At 44.1% G+C, this 23599-nt stretch carries 15 protein-coding genes; all 15 read left to right on the plus strand.

All coding sequences use genetic code 11. The annotated features are described in order from the left end of the window. The first annotated feature begins 483 nt into the window (after positions 1-483). The 15 genes from G630_RS0105750 (at position 484) to G630_RS20910 (ending at position 23088) form a co-directional block, all read left to right on the plus strand. Entirely contained in the window at positions 484-756 is a 273-nt protein-coding gene (locus G630_RS0105750; RefSeq protein WP_022762638.1) for a hypothetical protein, read from the plus strand. Between the two features lie 29 nt (positions 757-785). Beyond that, positions 786-2054 carry a histidine--tRNA ligase gene (hisS, locus tag G630_RS0105755; protein WP_026498035.1) on the plus strand — a complete coding sequence of 423 codons (1269 nt, stop codon included), beginning with the start codon at positions 786-788 and terminating at the stop codon, positions 2052-2054. Between the two features lie 2 nt (positions 2055-2056). Then, entirely contained in the window at positions 2057-3448 is a 1392-nt protein-coding gene (locus G630_RS0105760; protein WP_044958783.1) for an MATE family efflux transporter, read from the plus strand. Positions 3449-3472: 24 nt separating this feature from the next. Then, on the plus strand, positions 3473-4783 hold the full coding sequence (locus tag G630_RS0105765) for an HlyC/CorC family transporter (RefSeq protein WP_026498037.1): 1311 nt from the start codon (positions 3473-3475) through the stop codon (positions 4781-4783). A gap of 99 nt (positions 4784-4882) precedes the next feature. Continuing rightward, positions 4883-5032 (plus strand): six-cysteine ranthipeptide SCIFF, encoded by a 150-nt coding sequence (scfA, locus tag G630_RS20895; RefSeq protein WP_022762634.1) that lies wholly within the window; start codon positions 4883-4885, stop codon positions 5030-5032. Positions 5033-5157: 125 nt separating this feature from the next. Continuing rightward, positions 5158-6585 carry a thioether cross-link-forming SCIFF peptide maturase gene (gene scfB / locus G630_RS0105775; RefSeq protein ID WP_022762633.1) on the plus strand — a complete coding sequence of 476 codons (1428 nt, stop codon included), beginning with the start codon at positions 5158-5160 and terminating at the stop codon, positions 6583-6585. Between the two features lie 20 nt (positions 6586-6605). Next, entirely contained in the window at positions 6606-8885 is a 2280-nt protein-coding gene (gene secD / locus G630_RS0105780; RefSeq protein WP_026498038.1) for a protein translocase subunit SecD, read from the plus strand. 55 nt (positions 8886-8940) lie between these two features. Beyond that, positions 8941-10725, plus strand: a complete 1785-nt coding sequence (recJ, locus tag G630_RS0105785; protein WP_026498039.1) for a single-stranded-DNA-specific exonuclease RecJ — start codon at positions 8941-8943, stop codon at positions 10723-10725. A 175-nt stretch (positions 10726-10900) separates the two neighbouring features. Continuing rightward, positions 10901-12397 (plus strand): UDP-N-acetylmuramoyl-L-alanyl-D-glutamate--2,6-diaminopimelate ligase, encoded by a 1497-nt coding sequence (locus tag G630_RS0105790; RefSeq protein WP_022762630.1) that lies wholly within the window; start codon positions 10901-10903, stop codon positions 12395-12397. Continuing rightward, entirely contained in the window at positions 12397-14661 is a 2265-nt protein-coding gene (priA, locus tag G630_RS0105795; protein ID WP_026498040.1) for a replication restart helicase PriA, read from the plus strand. Before G630_RS0105790 ends, priA begins: the two co-directional genes overlap by 1 nt. Before the next feature lie 151 nt (positions 14662-14812). Continuing rightward, on the plus strand, positions 14813-15301 hold the full coding sequence (gene def, locus G630_RS0105800) for a peptide deformylase (RefSeq protein WP_022762628.1): 489 nt from the start codon (positions 14813-14815) through the stop codon (positions 15299-15301). 182 nt (positions 15302-15483) lie between these two features. Beyond that, positions 15484-17538 carry a methyl-accepting chemotaxis protein gene (locus G630_RS0105805; RefSeq protein WP_026498041.1) on the plus strand — a complete coding sequence of 685 codons (2055 nt, stop codon included), beginning with the start codon at positions 15484-15486 and terminating at the stop codon, positions 17536-17538. Between the two features lie 110 nt (positions 17539-17648). Next, positions 17649-18797: a GGDEF domain-containing protein gene (locus G630_RS0105810; protein WP_026498042.1), complete on the plus strand. Its 1149-nt coding sequence runs from the start codon at positions 17649-17651 to the stop codon at positions 18795-18797. Continuing rightward, complete coding sequence (locus tag G630_RS20900; protein WP_049946112.1) at positions 18794-19996, plus strand: pyridoxal-dependent decarboxylase; 1203 nt, start codon at positions 18794-18796, stop codon at positions 19994-19996. The genes G630_RS0105810 and G630_RS20900 overlap by 4 nt, the downstream gene beginning before the upstream one ends. Positions 19997-20007: 11 nt before the next feature. Beyond that, the gene (locus G630_RS20910; protein ID WP_049946113.1) at positions 20008-23088 is read left to right on the plus strand and encodes a response regulator; all 3081 of its coding nucleotides are present in this window, start codon (positions 20008-20010) and stop codon (positions 23086-23088) included. Positions 23089-23599: the final 511 nt, after the last annotated feature.

Raw genomic sequence — 23599 nt, forward strand, 5'->3', positions numbered from 1 at the left:
GGACAAAACTCAAGGCTGTTTGCAAAAGCCACTAACGTCCTTAAGACTCTTTTGCAATTTATTCTGAGCTTTGAATTTTCTTATGCTCACATAGCAGATTTTAAGTGCATGCGAGATAACGAGCTTTGAAAAAGCGATTATAGCGAGCATGCACAATAAAAGAAATCTGCGTGAGCATTAGAAAATTCAAGCGAGTGAATATAGAAGCAAAAAGTCTTAAGGACGTTAGTGGCTTTAAGCAAACATCTCTCAGACATGTTGCCCCACGCATGATGACAAACAAAGGGCCTGATGAATTTCGCCAGATGACGGTTCATCTGAGCATACGGTTCGGGGCCGGCGGACGGAGCTCTGGGGGCTGTGCGAAGTTTGAATTCCGACTTGTATTTTTAGCCGGTCACATATATCATATTTTGATGTATGCCTTTATATGGTATGATGATAAGGATTATTTAAGACTTTATCTTTGCTTATGGGGGAAATATGGCTAAGAATTTTGGTCAGGAACTGAAAATGACGCAGACAGGCTTTTTGACGTCAAAATCCGGAAAGACATTCATAAGGATTTATTTTTCGCGGCCCAGATCGCTGAGGGAGAACGATACTGCCGAGGGCATTATCCCGGGATATAAAATTCTCAAATCCGACGGATTTGAGGAAGAGGAGATTGCGGCCCTGGAGTTCTACATCAAGCATAACCGCGAGGAAATCGTAAAGCGTGCAAAAGTACTCAGCAACCCTTTGCGGTGGTTGTAAGGATAAATAAAGAAAGAAGAGGTTAACGAATGACACTTATAAAGAAACCCGTAACGGGAATGAAGGATATACTCCCTGAGGAGATGAAACTCAGAGATTATGTGATCGGTATTATTAAGGATACATATGCAGGATTTGGATTTACTTCCATAGATACACCCTGCGTAGAATCTCTTGCAAACCTTAACAGCAAGCAGGGCGGCGAGAACGAGAAGCTCATCTTTAAGGTAATGAAAAGAGGAGAGAAGCTCAATCTCGAGACCGCAAAGGAAGAAAACGATCTTACGGATTCGGGACTTCGTTATGACCTTACGGTTCCGCTTGTAAGATACTATTCCAACCACCAGAATGAACTGCCTTCACCTTTCAAGGCACTTCAGATGGGCTATGTATGGAGAGCAGACAGACCGCAGAAGGGACGTTATCGTCAGTTTATGCAGTGTGATATTGATATTCTCGGTGAGCCCACCAATCTTGCTGAGATAGAGCTTATCCTTGCTACGACAACAACTCTCGGAAGACTTGGTTTTAAGGGCTTCCAGATCAGAATAAATGAGAGACGTATGCTTAAGGCCATGGCTGCGTATGCTGGCTTTACAGAGGAATCCTATGATTCTGTTTTCATAACACTTGATAAGATGGATAAGATTGGTCTTGAGGGTGTTGCGGAAGAACTCCTTAAGGATGGTTTTGCCAAGGAGAGCATTGATAAGTACCTTGACCTCTTTAAAAATGTTGAAGGAAAGGGTGCTATTGAAGGAATAAGCTTCCTTGCTGATACTCTCGGCGACTTCCTTGACGCTGACGTTAAGAACAGCCTTCAGGAGATCATTTCAAGTGTTGATGCTACAAAGAGTGCGGAGTTCGAGCTTGTATTTGATCCCACACTTGTTCGCGGTATGAGTTACTACACAGGAACTATTTTTGAGGTAGCTATGCCTCAGTACGGTGGAAGCTGCGGTGGCGGCGGACGCTATGATAAGATGGTCGGCAAGTTTACGGGTCAGGACACACCTGCCTGCGGATTCTCAATCGGTTTTGAGCGTATTATCATGATCATGATGGATGAAGGTTTCAAGATTCCCGATGAGAAGGATAAAGTCGCTTTCCTTATTGAAAAGGGTATCGGCGGCGAGCAGCTTTCCGAAATTATCGCCGAGGCACAGAAGGAGAGAGCAAACGGACGCCAGGTCCTTGTTGTGCGCATGAACAAAAATAAAAAGTTCCAGAAGGAACAGCTTGGTGCTCAGGGCTACGCAGGTTTCAAGGATTTCTACAAAACAGAATTTAAGCATTGATTATGAAAAACAGAAACAGAAAATACGAGATAGATATGACTAAGGGGGCTCTTCTTCCGAAGATTCTCCTTTTTTCCATACCTTTAATTATCTCGAGCGTACTGCAGCTTCTTTTTAATGCTGCGGATATAGTAGTGGTAGGCCAGTTCGCGGGAGACGATACCCTGGGAGCCAACTGCGTTGCGGCAATAGGCTCAACGGGCTCTGTCATAAACATGCTCCTTAGTGTATTCATGGGTCTTTCCGTGGGTGTCAATGTGCTTGCTGCCAGATATTTTGCGGCAAGACAGAAGAAGGAGATGGAAGAGACAGTGCATACGACAGTTGCACTTGCTCTTATCGGCGGAATTATTATTGCCGTTATAGGTATCCTTGTTTCCAGACCAATTCTGGAGATGATGGGATCTCCGAAGGAAGTAATTGACCTTTCGACTTTGTATATGCGAATATATTTTATCGGAATGCCGGTAACAATGTTGTATAATTTCGGTGCGGCTATTTTGAGGGCGACCGGAGATACCAGAAGGCCTCTTTACTACCTTATGAATGCAGGCGTGATAAATGTAATTCTGAACCTGATTTTTGTAATAGGCTTTCATATGCATGTTGCGGGTGTTGCACTGGCAACAATCCTTGCGCAGGCCGTATCAGCAGGTCTTATAGTAAAGGCGCTGATAACAACGGATGAGATGTATAAACTGAGCATCAGAAAAATCAGAGTGGACATGGACAAGACAAAGAGGATAGTTCGTGTCGGGCTTCCTGCAGGACTTCAGGGTGCGATTTTTTCATTTTCAAATGTGCTGATCCAGTCCTCAATCAACGAATTTGGTTCCGTTGCTATGGCGGGAAGTGCGGCGGCAGCAAATATTGAAGGCTTTGTATATATGGCGATGAATTCCGTATACCAGGCCTGCGTATCCTTCACCAGTCAGAACGTCGGTGCAAACAAGCCGGAGAGAATCGGTAAGGTACTTAGAACCTGCCTTGCGGTTGTATTTGTGGTCGGAGCTGTGATGGGGAATGTTTTCTATTTCTTCGGTGCACAGCTTGTTAGCATATATACCAAGGAGCCTGCTACAATTCAGTACGGCGTTCAGCGTATGGCAGTTATCTGCACGGTTTATTTCCTCTGTGGATGCATGGATGTCATCTGCGGAAGCCTCCGAGGAATGGGATATTCCACTGTGCCAATGATAGTTTCGATCATTGGAGCCTGCGGACTTCGAATTGTATGGATACTTACTGTGTTCAGGATATATCACGACCTTACGGTACTTTATATATCCTATCCTGTGACCTGGACAATTACATCTACCGCACATCTTATCAGTTACTTTATAATTAAGAAAAAAGTGGTATCGAAGATGGATGGCGGTACTGTTACAGCATAACAACACCTAAAGGGGGACAAAGACTTGCAACAAAATATAATACAGTTGATCGTTCTGATTCTTCTTGTATTTTTATCGGCGTTTTTTTCATCTGCGGAGACGGCCATGAGCTGTGTCAGCAGAGTCAGGATTAAGACGCTTGTGGAGGAAAACAATAAGAGAGCTCTGGCGGTTCAGAAGATTCTCGATGATTATCAGAATATGCTCTCGGCGGTTCTTATCGGCAACAACATAGTCAATCTGTCTGCTTCCGCTCTTGCGACGATTTTTGTTCAGAGATTGTGGGGCGACTGGGCCATCAGTATCGGAACCGGTGTTTTGACTATCGTGGTTCTCATAATCGGTGAGATTATTCCCAAGACCATTGCGACTACTTATGCCGAAAACATGGCGCTCTTTTACGCGAGAATAATTCTTCTTATAATGACAATCCTCTCTCCGGTTATCTGGATTGTTAATGCGGTGGCGGATATTGTGCTTAAGATATTAAGAGTTGATAAGAATTCACATCAGCTTATGACAGAAAAAGAGCTTAAGACCTATGTCGATGTAAGCCATGAGGACGGAGTAATCGAAAGCGGTGAGAAGGAAATCATCTACAACGTGTTCGAATTTTCCGATGCGGTTGCAAAGGATGTCATGATTCCCAGAATAGACATGAGCTGTGTAAGCTCCGATGCTGAGTATCATGAGGTTATGCGTGTTTTTAAACAGGAGATGTATACCAGAATCCCAGTTTATGAGGACAATCAGGACAATATCATCGGTCTTATCAATATCAAGGACATGGTGCTGGTTTCAGATAAGGATAACTTCAAGATAAGCGACTATCTGAGAGAGGCTTATTACACCTACGAATATAAAAAGACGGCGGATCTTCTTATGGAAATGAGAAAAAATGCGCAGAATGTTGCTTTTGTCCTTAGTGAATACGGAGCAACCGTTGGTATGATCACTCTGGAGGATCTTCTGGAGGAAATCGTCGGAGAGATACGTGATGAGTATGACTCCGATGAAGAAGAGCAGATAAGAGAGCTCGGAGGCGGAAGATTCCTCGTAGAAGGTAATATGAAGCTTGATGATATCAATGATGCTCTGGGAACGGCTTTTGCATCTGACGACTACGATTCCATCGGAGGACTGATGATCGAGAGTCTGGACAGACTTCCGAGAGGCGGCGAGACCACAAAGCTTGAAAACGGTGTGGAGCTCACAGCGAGTGCCATAAAGAGAAACCGTATCACGGATGTTCTGGTTTATATTCCGGAGGGCGCTTTTGACACTAAGGAGAGCGGCACTGAGAACGAGGATGAAAAAGGTAGTGTGACTGGGTGAAAAAGTGCTTTTCGCAGTGAACAAATTATGGTATACTACTGGAGCGTGGAAAACTGTGTTGTTTTTCAGTATTAATCCTGAATGAAAAGGAGAAGAGTTATGAAGCATGTAAAGACACTTGCAACAAGAAATCTTAAGGAGTCAATGAAGAAGGGCGGCTGCGGCGAATGCCAGACATCATGCCAGTCTGCATGCAAGACTTCCTGCACTGTTGGTAACCAGAGCTGCGAGCAGGTTGCTAACAAGTAATAGGTGTATTTAACTAAATAGTTATAACTAAACAGGCAGCGGCCATGCCGCTGCTTGCTTTATGAAAACTGTGAGGAATACATTTTTACAACATCACATATTAGAAAAGGTAGTGAGAATTTTATATGGTACATGCATACAAGAACAACGGCTATGATATTGTTCTGGATGTAAACAGTGGTTCTGTTCACGTAGTGGATGACATTGTTTTTGATCTTATCCACCCCGTGGAGGAGCAATTGATTAAGCGCTTTAAGTCAGCCGACATCACAGCAGAGGGTGCTTCCGATGCAGATGATGAGGCTCTTACTTCAGAGCTTGCGGCTGCCCTTTCAGGTGACTTTGATAATTACAGTGAAGAGGACCTGAAGGACGCGATTTCCGATATATTGGAGCTTCGAAGAGGTGAAGTCCTTTATACCGATGATGTCTATGAGAATTATGTTGAGGAGTTCAAGGAGAGAGATACCGTAGTCAAGGCGCTTTGCCTCAATATCGCGCATGACTGCAACCTCAGATGTAAGTACTGCTTTGCAGATGAGGGTGAATATCACGGCAGAAAAGCGCTTATGACCGAGGAAGTCGGTAAGGCTGCTCTTGATTTCCTTATAAAGAATTCCGGTGGCAGAAGGAATCTTGAAGTTGACTTCTTTGGAGGAGAGCCGCTTCTTAACTGGGATGTGGTTAAGAAGATAGTAGAGTACGGACGAGGCCTTGAGAAGGAACACGACAAGAACTTCCGTTTTACACTTACCACCAACGGAACTCTTTTAACAGATGAGATACTTGAATATGCCAATAAGGAGATGGGGAACATCGTCCTTTCAATAGACGGACGCAAGGAAGTAAATGATAAGATGCGTCCCATGCGCGGAGGTCAGGGAACCTATGATAACATCGTTCCCAAGTTTAAGAAGGTGGCGGAGAGCCGTCATCAGCTCAGATATTTCGTAAGAGGAACCTTTACGCACAACAATCTGGATTTCTGTGAGGATGTTAAGCATCTTGCGGATCTCGGATTTAAACAGATCTCGGTTGAGCCGGTTGTGGCTAAGCCTGAAGACTGGTATGCAATCAAGGATGAGGATATCCCTTATCTTTGTGAGCAGTATGATGAACTTGCCAAGTTTTATCTTCAGAGACATAAGGAAGGGAAGGGCTTCAATTTCTTCCACTTCAACATCGACTTAGAGGGCGGTCCCTGCGTAGCTAAGAGACTGTCGGGCTGCGGTTCGGGATGTGAGTATCTCGGAGTTACGCCCTGGGGTGACCTTTATCCTTGTCACCAGTTTGTCGGTAATGAAGATTTCATTATGGGTAATGTCTTTGACGGAATCACAAGAGATGATCTCCGCAGACAGTTTAAGGAGAGCAATGTGTACTCGAGACCGGAGTGTCAGAAGTGCTTTGCAAGATATTATTGCAGCGGAGGTTGTGCTGCAAACGCCTACAATTTTAACGGCGACATAAATACAACCTATCATACGGGATGCGAACTTCAGAGAAAGCGTATAGAATGCGCAATCATGATTAAAGCCGCACTTGCCGAATGAGTATAACGGAGGGTTAAGAAATGAAAAGAGTAAAATCAGTAATCGCTTTGCTGGTAGCGCTGTTGCTACTTGGCGGACTTGGCTATACTTCATATTATGGCCTTGGAAGCGATAAGTCAGGTTCACTTAAGAGTATCAATCTCGGACTTGACCTGGCTGGTGGTGTCAGCATCACCTATGAAGTTGTAGGCGACGGAACACCCAGTGCCGAAGACATGTCAGATACTATATACAAGCTCCAGCAGCGTGTAGATCAGTACAGTACAGAGTCACAGGTTTATCAGGAGGGTTCCAACCGAATCAATATCGAGATTCCCGGTGTTACAGATGCCAACAAGATTCTTGAGGATCTAGGTCAGCCCGGTAATCTGTACTTTATTGCACAGACTGACAGCCAGGGTAATGAGAACTACACATACAATTCAGGTTTCACTGTAGATGAGGATGGCAACTACGTTCTTTCAGGCGATGGTGAGATCGGATACGTACTTAACAAGACTATCGAGGAACTCGAGGCTGAAGGTTCAATCGTCCTTAAGGGTGAGGATGTTGCGCAGGCTGAGGCAGGATATCAGAATTCCGGTACAGCCAACACTCAGGAAGTAGTTGTTTCTCTTGAGTTTACAGAGGCCGGAAGACAGGCATTCGCTGAGGCTACCAAGAAGGCTTATGCTAACGGCGAGTCAATCGGTATCTACTATGACGGTGAGTTCATTTCAGTTCCTACCGTTCAGGCAGAAATTACAGACGGAAGAGCTATCATCACTGGTGAGAAGACTTTCGAGGATGCTGCAAATCTTGCATCCATGATCCGTATAGGTGGACTTAAGCTTCAGCTTAACGAACTTCGTTCCAACGTAGTAGGAGCTCAGCTTGGTTCAAATGCTATTCATACAAGTATGATCGCTGCAATCGTAGGTTTCTGCGCAATCATCTTATTCATGATTGTTCTGTATAAACTGCTCGGTGTAGCTGCAAGTATTGCACTTATGTTCTACTGCGGACTGGAGATTCTTCTTCTTTCTGCATTTGAGATTACACTTACCCTTCCGGGTATCGCAGGTATCATCCTTTCAGTAGGTATGGCCGTTGATGCTAACGTGCTTGTATTTGCACGTATCAGAGAGGAAATTGCAGGTGGTAAGGATGTAAAGGGAGCTATCAAGGTCGGCTACAGCAAGGCTCTTTCAGCTATCCTTGACGGTAACATCACAACCCTTATTGCGGCAGCAATTCTCGGACTTCGCGGAACAGGTACTGTTAAGGGATTTGCTTCCACACTTGCACTTGGTATTGTTGTTTCAATGTTCACAGCTCTCTTTGTTACAAGAGCTATTACAAATATCTTCTACGGCCTTGGCTTTGAGGATAAGAAGTGGTATGGACAGGCAAAAGAACTCAAGCTTTTCGATTTCACTACAAAGAGAAAGATGTTCTACGGTATTTCTGCAGCAATCATCATTCTTGGATTTGTATTCATGGGTGTAAATGCAGGACGCGGACAGGGCGCATTCAACTACAGCCTTGACTTCGTAGGTGGTACATCCACAAGCGTAACCTTTAACGAGGCATGGACAACAGAGAAGCTTGACAGCGAGGTTGTTCCGAAGATCAAGGAGCTTACAGGTGTTGATTCCGTTCAGGTTCAGACTGTTGCAGGTTCCAACCAGGTTATCTTCAAGACTGTAACACTTACAGTAGATCAGAGAGAAGCAGTTGATAATATGTTCAAGACAGATTACTCTGTTCCTGCAGAGAATATCGCTGCTGAGAGTATCAGTTCCACAATCAGTAATGAGATGCGTACTGATGCGACAGTTGCTTTGATCATCGCACTTGTACTTATGCTTGCATATATCTGGATCAGATTCAGAGATATCAAGTTCGGTGCAGCAGCAATCATTGCCCTTGCGCATGATGCACTTATCGTAATTACATGTTATGCACTTACAAGAATTCAGGTCGGTGGTACTTTCATCGCTGCAGTTCTTACAATTATCGGTTATTCAATCAACGATACTATCGTTACATTCGACCGTATCAGAGAGAACCATATTTTCATGAATCGTCAGGATCAGCTCGAGGAGCTTGTTAACAAGAGTGTAAGCCAGACAATTACACGAAGCTTGTTTACATCCATCACAACTTTCATCATGGTTCTTTCACTTGCTATTTTCGGTGTGCCGGATATCCGCTTCTTTGCACTGCCTCTTATGGTCGGTGTAGTAGCCGGAACATATTCATCAATCTTTATCGCATCACCGATATGGCTTGATCTTAAGAAATTCAAAAAGAACTAATAAAGAGGGCTGCCGCAGATAGCTACGGCAGCCCGTTTTATTTCAAGAGGAATTTATGGCAAAGTGGGTTGAAATTAGAAAAGGTGCGGATTTTAATAAGATTGCACAGGAGAATGGGATATCTCCTATAACGGCGAGATTATTGAGAAATCGTGATATTACGAGCAATGAAGATATCAGCATGTACATGAACGCTGATGAGAGTAATCTTCATGATCCGCATCTTTTGAAAGATATAGATAAAGCGGCAGAGATTATGGCTGAGCGAATTCAGGCCGGGGATTCCATAAGGGTAATTGGAGATTATGATGTAGATGGCATATGCTCATCATATATTCTGATATCCGGAATAAAGCTCTGCGGCGGAGATGTGGATGCAAGGCTTCCGCACAGAATAGAGGATGGATACGGTCTTAGTGTAGGGCTTGTTGATAAGGCTTATGAGGAAGGCAAGAGGACTATCATCACCTGTGATAACGGAATAGCAGCCATAGAGCAGATTGCGCATGCAAAAGAGCTGGGAATGACTGTCATAGTCACTGATCACCATGAGGTTAGCTACTCAGAGGAGAATAGGGATGAGATGATTCTGCCTCCGGCTGATGCAGTGGTTGATCCGAAGAGACTAGATGATGAATATCCGTATCCTGAGATTTGCGGAGCAATGGTGGCATACAAATTCATTCAGGTGCTTACAGAGAAGATGGAAATGCCACAGGATGAAAGACTAAGTCATTTCTTTGATGAGATGTCAATCTTTGCAGGCTGGGCTACAGTATGTGATGTTATGCCCCTTAAAGATGAAAACAGAATAATTGTAAAGAAGTCATTTAAGTGCATTCCACAAACTGATAATATTGGGCTCCGTGCGCTTCTTCGTGCTACCGATATAGATCCTTACCGGGTTAGCTGTTATATATACGGCTTTGTCATCGGACCGTGTCTTAATGCAACGGGTAGACTTGATTCAGCTATGAGAGGCCTTGAGCTTCTGACGGAGACTAATTCAAATGCAGCTGCTGAGATAGCGCTGGAATTAAAGGAACTCAACGACAGTCGTAAGGATATGACCGCAGAGGGCAAGGAAGAGGCGATGGAAATCATTTCCGGTTATGGAGAGAATCTTCCGGATGTGCTTGTTATCTATATGCCTGGGCTCCATGAATCACTTGCGGGAATTATTGCCGGAAGAGTGAAAGAGGAAGTGAATCACCCTGTATTTGTGCTTACCGATACAGGGGATGACCTGGTAAAGGGATCAGGCCGCTCAATTGAGGGGTATCATATGTTTGAGGCCCTTAGTGAATGCAGGAACCTCCTTACGAAGTACGGCGGACACAAGATGGCAGCCGGATTCTCCCTAAAAAAGGAAAATGTGGAGGCCTTCAGGGAAGCGCTTAACGATAACAGTAAGCTCACAGAAGATGACTTTGAAGAGGTACTTCGCCTTGATATGGTACTTCCGCTACAGTATCTGTCCATGGGATTGTTAAAGGAGATAGATAAGCTTGCTCCTTTCGGACAGGGAAACCCTGAGCCGCTTTTTGCTTCGCGGGATGTAGAGCTTGTCAGAGGCCGTGTAATAGGTAAGAACGCCAATACTGTGAAGATGTCAGTCAGGGATGAAAAGGGCAATTTCTATGATATGATGGTCTTTGGAAGTGTTTTTGACAGATGGAATGAGTTCCTTGATATGAATTTTGGAAAAGAACAGCGGGAAAATTTATATAACGGTGCGAATCATGATAAAATGATTATTAAGATTGCATATCAGGCAAAAATTAATGAATACAGAGGCGTGGAAAGCATTCAGATCGTTTTGAAAGATTTTATCCCATAAACCACAAAACACACGCTAAAAGCGTGTGTCTGCGGTTTCTTATGAGGGGGAGATAGTTAGTTCATCAACTATCTTGTCTATAATATACAGTTAAATTGTGAACTGATTGTGTTCAAAACCTTAAGAAAAACAGTAGAAAAGTTTATGATTTTATTAAGAAACGAGGAGAGAAGCTATGAAACTGGAGAATCTGCTTAAAAATCTGTCTTATGAAGCTTATGTAGGGGGAAGCAAAGAAAAGGCGGATGTTTCATCTGTGGAGATCACTGAGGTAGTAAAGGATAATCGTAAGATCACGGAAGGATGCCTCTTTATATGTATCGAGGGCATGAACTTCGATGGTCACAGCGCTGCGACTGAAGCATCAGAGAAGGGAGCAGCAGCTATTGTTGTTCAGAAGGATGTTGAAATTCCTGAAAACTCATCGACCGTAGTGGTCAAAGTGGAAAGTACAAGATATGCTATGGCATTTATTTCCGCCGAGTGGTTCGGAAATCCTGCACAGAGCCTTAAGACTGTGGGAATTACTGGAACAAAGGGTAAGACTACAACAACTTATCTTATTAGAAATATGCTTGAAAACGCAGGTCACAAGTGTGGACTTATCGGTACCATCGAGGTAATCATCGGAGATGAGCATATTCATGCTGAAAATACCACACCTGAATCCTATGAGCTTCAGGAATACATGAGAAGAATGGTGGATGCAGGATGTGACACGGTTGTCATGGAGGTATCCTCCCAGGGACTTATGCTTCACAGAAGCCAGGGATTCATTTATGACATTGGTGTCTTTACTAATATTGAGCCTGATCACATCGGTCCGGGAGAGCATAAGGACTTTGAGGACTACATGCACTGTAAAGGACTTCTTTTCAAGCAGTGTAAGGTGGGAATTGCCAATGCGGACGATCCCAGAATGACGGAAGTTACTGAAGGTCACACCTGTGAGCTTACAACCTACGGCTTTGCCGGAGATGCAGATCTTCGTGCGATAAACCTTGCTTATCTTCATAAGCCAGGTGAACTTGGGGTTATGTTTGATACCACAGGTATAATCGAGATGCATGCACAGGTTCCCACACCGGGAAGATTCAGTGTTTATAACGCACTTTGCGCTATTGATGTTGCTAAGCACCTTGGCTGCGACGAGGAGCAGATAGCTTCTGCATTAAAGAAGGCTCATGTAAAGGGCAGAATCGAGATGGTTAAAGTATCAGATGAGTTTACTCTCATGATTGACTATGCGCACAACGCTATGGCACTTAAGAGTCTCCTTAGTACTCTCAGAGATTATCATCCGACTCGTCTTATCAGTGTGTTCGGATGTGGCGGAAACCGCTCAAAGCTTAGAAGATTTGAGATGGGTGAGGTCAGCGGAAAGCTCGCCGACTTTACTATCATAACTTCGGATAATCCGAGATTCGAGGATCCCATGGACATCATGAACGATATCGAGACCGGTATGAAGAAGACTGACGGTGAGTACATAAAGATTGCAGACAGAAAAGAGGCCATCCGCTATGCAATAGAGCACGGCGAGCAGGGCGACATCATTGTGCTTGCAGGAAAAGGACATGAGGACTATCAGGAAATCAAGGGTGTGAAGTACCCCATGGATGAGAGAGTCCTTATCAAAGAGATTTTAGAGGAGATGCAGGAAAAAGCCTGATGGAAAGAGGGAGTTTATCATTTGCCAACATAATAATCGATATCTCCCATGAAAAGGTGGACAGACCTTTTCAGTACAAAATTCCGGACAGACTTCTTGGCAAAATTGAGATAGGCTGTTGCGTCAGCGTACCTTTTGGACGGGGAAACACTAAAAGACAGGGATACGTCATAGGAATAACCGATGTTCCAGAGTTTGATCCCGAAAAGACCAAGGAAATTCTTGATATTGAAGAGGGTGAGATGTCCGCGGAGGGTATTATGATTGCGCTGGCGGCCTGGATGAGGAAAACCTACGGCTCAACCATGATAAATGCGCTTCGGACAGTCATCCCCGTTAGGAAGAAGTCCAAGGCCCTTGTAAAGCGTTATGTAAGACTTGCCATGAGCGAAGCGGAGTCTCGGGATTTTTACGAAAACTGCGTCAAAAAGCATCAGGTGGCAAGAGCGCGCTTATTGGAAGCACTACTGGAGGATACCGGGGAGCGGATTCCCTATGAACTTGTGACAGGGAAGCTTAATGTTTCAGCGGCTGTGATAAGAGCTCTTTCCGAAAAGGGCGTCATAGCTACGGATAGCGAGGAATATTACAGAAATCCTGTGGGAGAAGTCAATCCGGCGAAGAAGGATATTACTCTCAGTCAGGAGCAGCAGGAGATTGTAGACACGGTCATTTCAAACTATGACAAGGGCATCAGGGAGACCTGCCTGATTCACGGCATCACCGGAAGCGGCAAGACGGAAGTCTACATCAAAATGATAGATGAGATAATCGCCAGGGAAAAACAGGCCATTGTACTGATTCCCGAGATTGCGCTTACTTATCAGACTCTCATGAGGTTCTACAGACATTTTGGCGAGAGAGTTTCGGTGATGAATTCCACATTGTCACCCGGAGAAAAATACGATCAGGCAAAAAGAGCCGCAGAAGGAGACATAGATATTATTATCGGTCCCAGATCAGCTCTTTTTACACCTTTTCCCAATGTGGGACTCATAATTATAGATGAGGAGCATGAATCCACCTACAAGAGCGAGACTATGCCTAAGTACCACGCAAGGGAGACAGCTATAGAGCTTGCAAAGCTTGTGCCGGGAGGCGCAGATGTGATCCTGGGCTCAGCCACACCTTCACTTGAGACCTATTACAGGGCGAAAAAGGGTGAATACCGGTTATTTGAGCTTAACAGAAGACTAACGGGCGGCACACTGCCGGATGTCGAGATTGCAGATTTACGAGAGGAACTTAGAAGCGGAAACCGATCAATCTTTAGCAGAAGCCTTCAGGAAAGACTACAGGAGACGCTTGATAACGGACATCAGGCAATGCTTTTCATAAACAGAAGGGGACTTGCCGGTTTTGTGTCCTGCAGATCCTGCGGCTATGTTTTTAAGTGTCCGCACTGCGATGTGTCGATGTCAGAGCACAGAGGCGGTATGCTTATGTGCCACTACTGCGGTCACACTCAGCCGATTCAGAAGATATGTCCGGAGTGCGGATCCAAGTACGTGTCAGCCTTCAGGGCAGGAACCCAGCAGATTGAGAAGGAAGTTCTTAAGTTTTTCCCGAGGGCCAGGGTTCTTCGAATGGATGCTGATACCACGAGGACAAAGGGCAGCTATGAGAAGATTCTGTCGGCCTTTGCCGCAGAAGAGGCAGATGTTCTAGTTGGTACGCAGATGATTGTTAAGGGGCACGATTTTCCTAATGTAACACTTGTTGGAATTCTCGCGGCGGATATGTCACTTAACGCCTCCGACTACAGGGCGGGGGAGCGAACCTTCCAGCTTCTTACGCAGGCAGCGGGGAGAGCGGGAAGAGGAAAAGTCCCGGGGAATGTTGTGATACAGTCGTATCAGCCGGATAACTATGCTATTGTCAGCGCATCGAAGCAGGACTATAAAGCCTTTTACGAGGAGGAGATTTCCTACAGAGAATTACTCAGATACCCTCCGGCAGCTCATATGCTTGCAATTCAGCTATGGGCTAAGGATGAGGATTTCGGAAAAGAGAAAGCAAATCAGCTTCGCGCCTTCATTGACAGGATGCGGATACAGAATGCAATAATAATCGGTCCCGCGCCGGCGACAATCGGCAAAATAAACGATATCTATCGCATGGTTATATACGTTAAGCATGAGGATTTCGGCAGACTTACTTTGATTAAGGACACTCTGGAGGAAGTTCTTTCAGAGTGGGAGAAGCTCGGATATTTAAGAAATCTCCAGGTTCAGTTCGACTTCGACCCCATGAATTTCATGTGATTACGATACTAAAAGCGAAAGAATTACATAAAGCATTGAAATATAATGCCGTTTATCATACACTTTATATTTGTAATAAAGCCTTCCCCTATGGGGAAGGTGGCGCGTAGCGCCGGATGAGGGGAAATAAAACAGACAGAAAGGCTAAATTATGGCACTTAGAGAGATCAGAGAATACGGTGATGATGTACTTGCGCGTCCCTGCAAGGAAGTAAAAGAGGTTACTCCCAGGATTCGCGAGCTTATTGAGGATATGTTTGAGACAATGTATGATGCTAACGGCGTGGGACTTGCAGCGCCTCAGGTTGGTATCCTGAAGAGAATTGTAGTAATTGACTGTTCTCCGGAGGGAGAAGAGCCGCATCTTCTTATCAACCCTGTAATACTTGAGACCAGCGGCGAGCAGACAGGATACGAGGGATGCTTATCACTTCCCGGAAAATCCGGAGTTGTTACACGTCCCAACTATGTTAAGGTAAAAGCTTTTGATATAGACATGAAGCCCTTCGAACTGGAGGGAACAGAGCTCCTTGCAAGAGCAATCTGCCATGAGCTTGATCATCTTGACGGACATATGTACGTTGAGAAGGTTGAGGGAGAACTCGTAAATAACGAGGACCTCCAGCAACCGGAAGAATAATTATACTTCGCCTTCCCCTTGGGGGGAAGGCGTTTTTTATGCCAATTTTCCCTAAATATAAAAGTATTCTAAACCCTCTAACATTTCTATAAAATCCATTTTAATTGATGTAATTCCGTATACAATTATAATATGTAATCCACATTATATTTTTGATGTTTTCTTAGGTGGAGGTTTTGAAAATGGCAGAGGATACTAATGTAAAGGGTAGTAAAAACGGAGCTAATCCTTCAAGACATAAGGTTAAGAAGAGCATTAGCAAAACTCTTTTGATGAGCCTTTTGCCGATTATCATCATCGGAGTTGTTGCGATTATAATGGCGCTGAGTATTAACGCCAAGAATACGATCACCGAGATGGCTTTGATGGACATTCAGGCTGAGACCAGAGCTAATGCAAATGAACTTGGCACCAAATTCAGAATGCTGACCGCGAAGTTTGGTGAATACTGCGACACCCTTGAGCAGGTGGAATTTGCTGACCACGATGCAATGCTTAAGTACATCGAACCGTCGGCAAGCTACAGCGCAGTTAAAAATTCAGGTATCTATATTGGATTTTCGGATGATACCTATATATTTGCAAATCATTCCGAAGTGGATGATGATTGGAAACCTACACAGCGTGACTGGTATCAGGCCGGTCTTGGAAACGAGACATTCGTTGAAACCGAGCCATATGTGGATGCAACGACAGGAGACCTCTGCGTTACCTTTGTAAGGCAGAATGATTTTTATAACGGTGAATTCGGCGTTGCCGGTGTGGATGTTTACCTAAATGATTTGCAGGATATTGTAAATGACTTAAAGCCTCTGAAAGTCGGAGGTTCAATGGTACTTGATGGTGATTACATCATCACTTTCTTCGATCCGTCCCTTGTTGGTACCAAGGTTTCGGAATCGGGGAACAACTACCTCAATACGCTGAAGAAACATATTGAGAGCGGATCCGATGAGGTCATAACAATACAGCAGGATGGCTCTTCGGCCAAGATGTATATTGCAACCTATCCTATTCAGGGAACAAACTGGACGCTCATTTCTTCTGTCAGCGTAAGTGATGTTGAAGCAACAGCTAACAGATTCATGACAATAGCAATAATTGCAATGATTGTTCTTATTATCATCATAGCTGCTGTAATTCTTTTCACAATTAACAGAGTAATCACAAAGCCTGTAAAAGGACTTTCTGAGAGCATTATAAAGATTTCCGGTGGTGACTTCACAACCAAGATGCCTGCAGATAAGGGCGATGAGATTGGTCTTATCAGTAAGGAGATGGACAATTACGTTCAGATTATGAATAGCACCATCAATTCGATTCAGTCCAAGGCAGAGCAGCTGAAGGCAGACTCCACTTCATCAAGAGATGCATCTGGAAAGATGTCAGAGGGTGCGAGTGAGCAGTCGATTTCCATGGGACAGATTCAGACCACCATGGACGATATTTCGAATGCGGTTGGAGAGCTTGCAAACAATGCAACTCAGCTGGCAGGTGCGGTTGCTGATCTTACCGATAGCGGAAACAGAGCAAATGAGATCATGCTTGAACTTGTGGATCAGGCCGATGTCGGTCAGCACGACATGAACACTGTTCAGCAGAATATGGAGACTATCACAACATCCATGAGTGAGATGAACGACGTTGTTACAACGGTCGGCGAATCAGCTGATAAGATTACCGAAATCGTTGAGATGATCGACTCTATTTCACAGCAGACGAACCTCCTTTCACTTAATGCAAGTATTGAGGCTGCCCGTGCCGGTGAAGCAGGAAAAGGCTTTGCGGTTGTTGCAGATGAGATCGGAAAACTGGCGCAGAATTCACAGGATGCGACTAAGGAGATCAGCGACATCATAAGCGAGATAACTCAGCTTATACATAACCTTGCAGAAAAATCGCAGGCTAATATGGATGCCATCAATGAAAACAGCGAAGCGGTTTCAAAGGCAGGCGACAGCTTTAACAAGATCTATGAGGAGCTTAATTCCACAGCTGCAACTATGAAGGAAATGATCGGAATGATGGGCGATGTAAACGACATTGCTTCCAGCGTGGCTGCTATTTCCGAGGAACAGTCGGCAAGCTCCGAGGAGGTTACCGCAACCGTAACAACCCTGGCTCAGAGTGCTCAGGATATTGCAAACGAATCCAAGGGTGTTGAAAGTGTTGCCAACTCCGTATCCGACTCCGCTGTATCGATTAACGACGAACTCAGCAAGTTCAAGATTCAGTAAAGAGTTCCCTTGGGGATCATAGCCATAAGCAAAAAAGATGTCTTCGGACATCTTTTTTGTTTATACTTTCTTAATTTGCACACTGCTAACAGTAGATTTACAATCGAATTATGGATAATAATAATCAAAATCTGAATAGCAGCCGGGTATACAACGATATAACCGAAGATGGTGATTACTTTACTCAAAAGCAGTATATGATGATAGCCATTTCGTTTCTGATTACTCACGTTTTCTTTGAAGGTTTTTACATTTGGCTATCCTGTACTCCGATGATTTATCTTAACATCGTAAGCATGCTTGTTTATGTAGTCAGCATATTTATTATTCGAAGCGGCAATACCCTGCGTTCTGTCTGGTTCATGGCATTGGAGGTCTATTTTCATATAATCCTTGCCACTGTTTTCGTTGGCATAAAATCCGGTTTTCAGCTATGGTTATTTGGCACATTTGCCAGCATTTTCCTGCCATATTTCATGCCCTATATGTCTTCAAAACAAAGACGACAGATTGGAAATTTCAGCATTATCGTCGTATTAACTTTTTTGATGCTTCATGTCTGTGCGGATCTGAAAATGTTTCCTACAACTTATAATCCGGATGAAAGACTGGCGAGAGTTTTGTATTGTATAAATGCTTTGATAGGCTTTGGTGCAATTACGCTGTATACCGCCGTATACAATCAGAGCATGGCTCATAAAAATGAAGAACTAAGGCGCCTTGCGGATTACGATTTTTTGACAGAGATTTACAACAGACAGAGAGTACAGCGAATCCTTGATAAGGAATTGCAGAGGAAAAATGAGACGGATGAAAACGATCTTTTCGTAGCGATTCTGGATATCGATTTTTTCAAGAATATCAATGATACCTACGGACATATCGCCGGTGATAACGTGCTAAAACAGCTGGCAGGAATCTTTAAGAAAAATTCAAGCAAAGGCTTTATCTACGGAAGATGGGGTGGTGAGGAGTTTTTTCTTATAGCACCGGAAGACATTTCTTATGAAGAATTTGGGAGTCTCCTGGAGGACATAAGAAGCCAGGTAGAGGAGACCTCATTCCGTGAAGATGGCAGAGACCTGAAGATTACTGTTTCTATCGGAGCGGCTGCTTATAGGGATGGGATGACTGCGGAGGAACTGGTAAATCTGGCTGATGAGAGATTATATATTGCAAAAGAAGGCGGCCGAAACAAGGTTGTAGTCAATAGCCGGGAAATTGAAACTAAAGTAAGGATGCAGGAGGGAGAACGATGACAAACAGTGAAAACAATAACGTATTAAACAATGCAGAAAATGAAGATCCGTGTGTTGCTCGATTGGATGAATATGCCGGTACTCTGTTTGCAAAGAAAAACAGAGCCTTTGGATACCCGATAAATCATAAGAGCCGTCTGGTGCAGTTTTATAAATGGCTTTCCGGAAGCGGACTCAATCTAGCAATGGCGAATAATGCGGGAGATCCGTTCAATATTCATGACGGATTACTCAATACTCTTGTATTCGAGAGAGAAGTAATTGAAATGATGGGACCGCTGTATGGCTTTGATCTCGGAGATACTTGGGGAATTGTCACTTTCAGTGGAACCGACGGTAACAATCACGGAATATACTTTGGCACGAATTATATTGTAAAAAAGACGAAGCAAAGACCGGTTCTGTATGTCTCTGATGCTGCTCATTATTCAAGTATGCGCCTTGCCAATCTTCAGAATCTTGAACTGAAGCTTATTCCGTCGGATATTCATGGCTGCATGATTCCCGAGGAATTTGAAAAGGCGTTGGTACCTGATAAGCCTGCGCTTGTTGTGTTTGCTATGGGCACTACCTTTAAGGGCGGAGTGGATGACCAGGCAGCTATAAATGCGATTCTTGCAAAGCATCCGGAAATACCTGTGTATCGCCATGTGGACGCGGCGCTTTTTGGCGGATACCTTCCCTACACACGTTTCAAGGATGTCGTATACCGCAAGGTGCAGCCGTTTGATTCTATAGCAATAAGCGGACATAAATTCTTTGGAATAGATGAACCCGCCGGAGTTTTCCTAACATCGATGGAAGTAAAGAACAATCAGATTCCGTTCGAAATCAGCTATCTGAATGCCAGCATGCCGATGATAAATTGCTCTCGTTCCGCAATGTCTCCGCTTAAGCTTTGGTGGATATTAAAGCATACGACAAAGGAAGACTTCACCGAGCAGTCGGAGGGAATGCTGGAAAGAGCGCGGTGGCTTAAAGGTGCGCTTGACGAGATAGGATGGCCGGCATGGCTTGAGCCTATGTCCAACACGGTATATTTCAAGCGGCCGGTAGAAGAAATTGCAGATAGATATGGACTTGCTCCCGACCACGATGACAGGCTGGGAGGCGATCTTTCTCATATCGTAGTTATGCAGCATGTAACTAAAGACAGACTTCAGGTATTTGTAGATGCAGTTAAAGATTCTATAGGGTGAAAAACAAGGCTATGAAACTTCACAGTAAGAGCGGGCTTACAAGAGTTGCAATTATCGGCGGTATTATAGTCGTTGCCATAATGATCATAGGAACATTATGGATGGGGCAGAGCGCGAGCAAAGACACGGAAAGTGCGGTCAAAACAGTCAGCCTCCTCTATCTTGATGAGCTGGCGGGCAGAAGGGAACAGGTTGTTGCGTCCACCCTTAGTAACTATGTCAGTGACCTTGATACTGCGATAGGACTTATTGAAAAAACTGATTTGGAAAGCGTGGAGAGTCTTCAGGCTTATCAGTTTAGAATGAAGCAGCTCTACAAACTTGAAAAATTCGCTTTTGTTGATGAAGAAGGAATTATTTATACCTCACGCGGCACCAGGACGGATATAGATCTGTATTCCTTCAACCATAAGACTCTTTCGGAGCCTGAGATTTCCATAAAAAATGCTGATGGAAACAATAAGAAAATCATCATCGCTGTTCCAATCGACAGACTGAAACTGGAAGATCACACTCTTATTGTCTGCTTCATGGAGATGGATATTAATAATTTCCTTGATGAGGTTTCACTTCAGTCCAATGACAGTACTACCACTTTTTGTAATCTGTATGCCGCTGACGGAAGCAGCCTCACAGGAGCGGTTCTAGGCGGCCTTGCAGCGGATAAGAATATTCTCACGGCGCTTGAATCAGCCAAGTTTGATGAGGGATATTCCATTGAGGAGATGCGCAGGTGCTTTGCTGAAAATACTGAGGGAATAGCTTCATTTACCTACAACGGAGTAAAAGAAACTATCGCTTTCGTACCGGTGCGCGGAACCGACTGGGTGCTTACGTACCTCATAAGAGAGAGCGTTATCACCGAGCAGATAAATACAATTTCTCAGGGCATAATCATCAGAAGCCTTATACAGTCTATTCTTACGGCAGCTGTAATGATTGCCCTTCTTGTAATAATGATCACCCAGACAAAAAAGACAGCGAAGCTCGCGGCAGAACAGGAGAGCTCTGAAATACTTCAGCAGGAACTTGAGGAGAGGATTGCTCTCCAGGATGAGCTCATTGCCCAGGAAAAAGTGCGTACGCAGCAGGATAAGATGATAAACGCACTGGCTTCGGATTACCGCAGTGTTTATTATGTTGATCTTGAGAATAACAATGCAATCTGCTACAGAGGAGATGAAAATCACGAAGATGACATCTGTGAAGGTGACCGGTTCAACTTTAGTGAAAAATTCACAGAGTATGCTGAGTCTTTTGTCGCAGAAGAATATCGCCAGGGCTTTATTGATTTCATAAAGCCTGAAAATATAAAGCAGGCGCTGGAAAAAGAGCCAATTATAGCCTACAGATATCTTGTAAAGAAAAACGGCGAAGAGACCTATGAGATGCTCCGTATGGCAGGTGTCGGACATCCGGGGGATGTTCAGGATAACAAGATTCATGCAGTGGGAGCAGGCTTCTCAGATATAGATGCACAGATGAGGGATTCCCTTGCAAAGAGCCAGGCACTCTCTGATGCCCTTAAAACCGCTGAGAAAGCAAGCAGAGCAAAGACTATTTTCCTGTCTAACATGAGCCATGAGATCAGAACACCTATGAATGCCATCATAGGGCTTGATTCCCTTGCGCTTCACGAACCTGATATATCCGATGCAACCAAGGATTATCTGGAGAAAATCGGATCATCTGCGCAGCACCTTCTCAGTCTTATTAATGACATCCTTGATATGTCCAGAATCGAATCCGGTAAGATGGTCCTTCGAAATGAGGAATTTGCCTTCTCGAAGCTTTTAGAGCAGATAAATACCATTTTCAACGGACAGTGCATGGAAAAAGGCCTTGAATACAAATGCAACATTATAGGGGAGTTAAATGACTATTATATCGGCGATAGCACGAAGCTAAGGCAGGTGCTTATAAACATTCTGGGCAATGCGGTTAAGTTCACTCCCGAAGGCGGTGCGGTAACTCTGGATGTTGAGAAGGCTGCAGGCTACGGAGGAAACTCCACACTGCGCTTTAGAATTAAGGATACCGGCATAGGAATGAGCAAGGAATTCCTTCCTTCACTTTTTGAGACCTTCAGCCAGGAGGATACCACAGCAGCCAACAAATATGGCAGTTCCGGACTAGGAATGGCTATAACCAAGAGCATTGTGGAAATGATGAATGGCAAGATTGAGGTGCAGAGTGAAAAGGGTAAGGGAAGTATTTTTACCGTAACCGTTACACTCCTGGATTCCGATAAAAAGCATTCCGAGGATAACAGTGATATAGAGATCAATCCCAAAGAGATGTGCGTTCTCGTAATTGACGATGACCCCGTTGCCTTAGATCACGCAAAGCTTGTGCTCGGCAACGAAGGTATTGCGGTGGAAACTGTGCGCTCAGGCCAGGAAGCCATCGACCTTGTTAAGGTGCATAAGGGCAGGATGGAGCCCTACAATCTGATAATCGTTGATTGGAAAATGCCCGAGATGGACGGACTTGAAACAACCAGACAGATCAGAGAGATTATCGGGGATGACTCTGCAATCATCATGCTGACCGCCTACAGCTGGGATGAAATCCATGGTGAAGCTACTGATGCAGGTGTGGACAGCTTTATCTCAAAGCCTCTGTTCTCGGGAAGTCTTCTTGATGAATTCCGCAACGCTCTGAAAAAGAAGCGCCTTCAGATAATGGAAAAGCCCAAGAAAGCAGATCTTACGGGCCGCAGAATTCTTTTGGCGGAGGACGTGAATGTCAACGCACAGATAATGATAAAGGTTCTTAAAATGAAGGAGATGGAGACCGAGCTTGCCGTTAACGGAAAAATTGCGGTTGAAATGTTCGAATCACACCCTGAGAACTACTATGATGCTATTTTGATGGATATGCGCATGCCCGAGATGAACGGCCTCGAGGCAACCGCTGCAATAAGAGCCATGGGCAGAGCTGACTCAAAGAGCATCCCGATAATAGCTCTCACCGCCAACGCCTTCGACGAGGACGTTCAGCAAAGCCTCCAGGCAGGCCTCAACGCGCACCTGTCAAAACCGGTTCAACCGGAAGTGCTGTTCGATACACTTAGTGAGTTTATAAAGTGAGCAGAGCTTGAACGGATTCAGATACGAAAATTGATAAGTGCGATAACAAAACATGAGTGGTATGTGCACTTCGTAATCTCTATCATTTGGGATAGACATTCATATTTCGAATAATAGGAGAAGGAGTGCACTACTTACAGCACTTTGGGTGTTGTTGTATGTATGGTCTTTAGATTGCAATAATTCATGTGTTTTTCATCGTGTTTATTGTGTGGGAAATTTGAGAGTGCAACAATTCTTGATCTTCTAATTGCTTTTGTTGTACGCATAATTTGGGAGTGCAATAAATCTGAATCGTTTCATCATATTTGTTGTTCAGAAAATTCTGATAGACAACAAATATAGATAATACATTTATATTTATTGTTTGTACGAAAATGGATTACAACAAATCCGGGGAGCATCAATATTTTTATTGTATAAGCTTCAGTTTAGGTGCAACAAATTCCAATATTATTGGATTTTTTGTTGCATGTGATTATTTCCTTGCCCACGGATCAATCCTACAAAA

This window comes from Butyrivibrio sp. WCD2001, assembly GCF_000424485.1.
Lineage (GTDB): Bacteria > Bacillota > Clostridia > Lachnospirales > Lachnospiraceae > Butyrivibrio.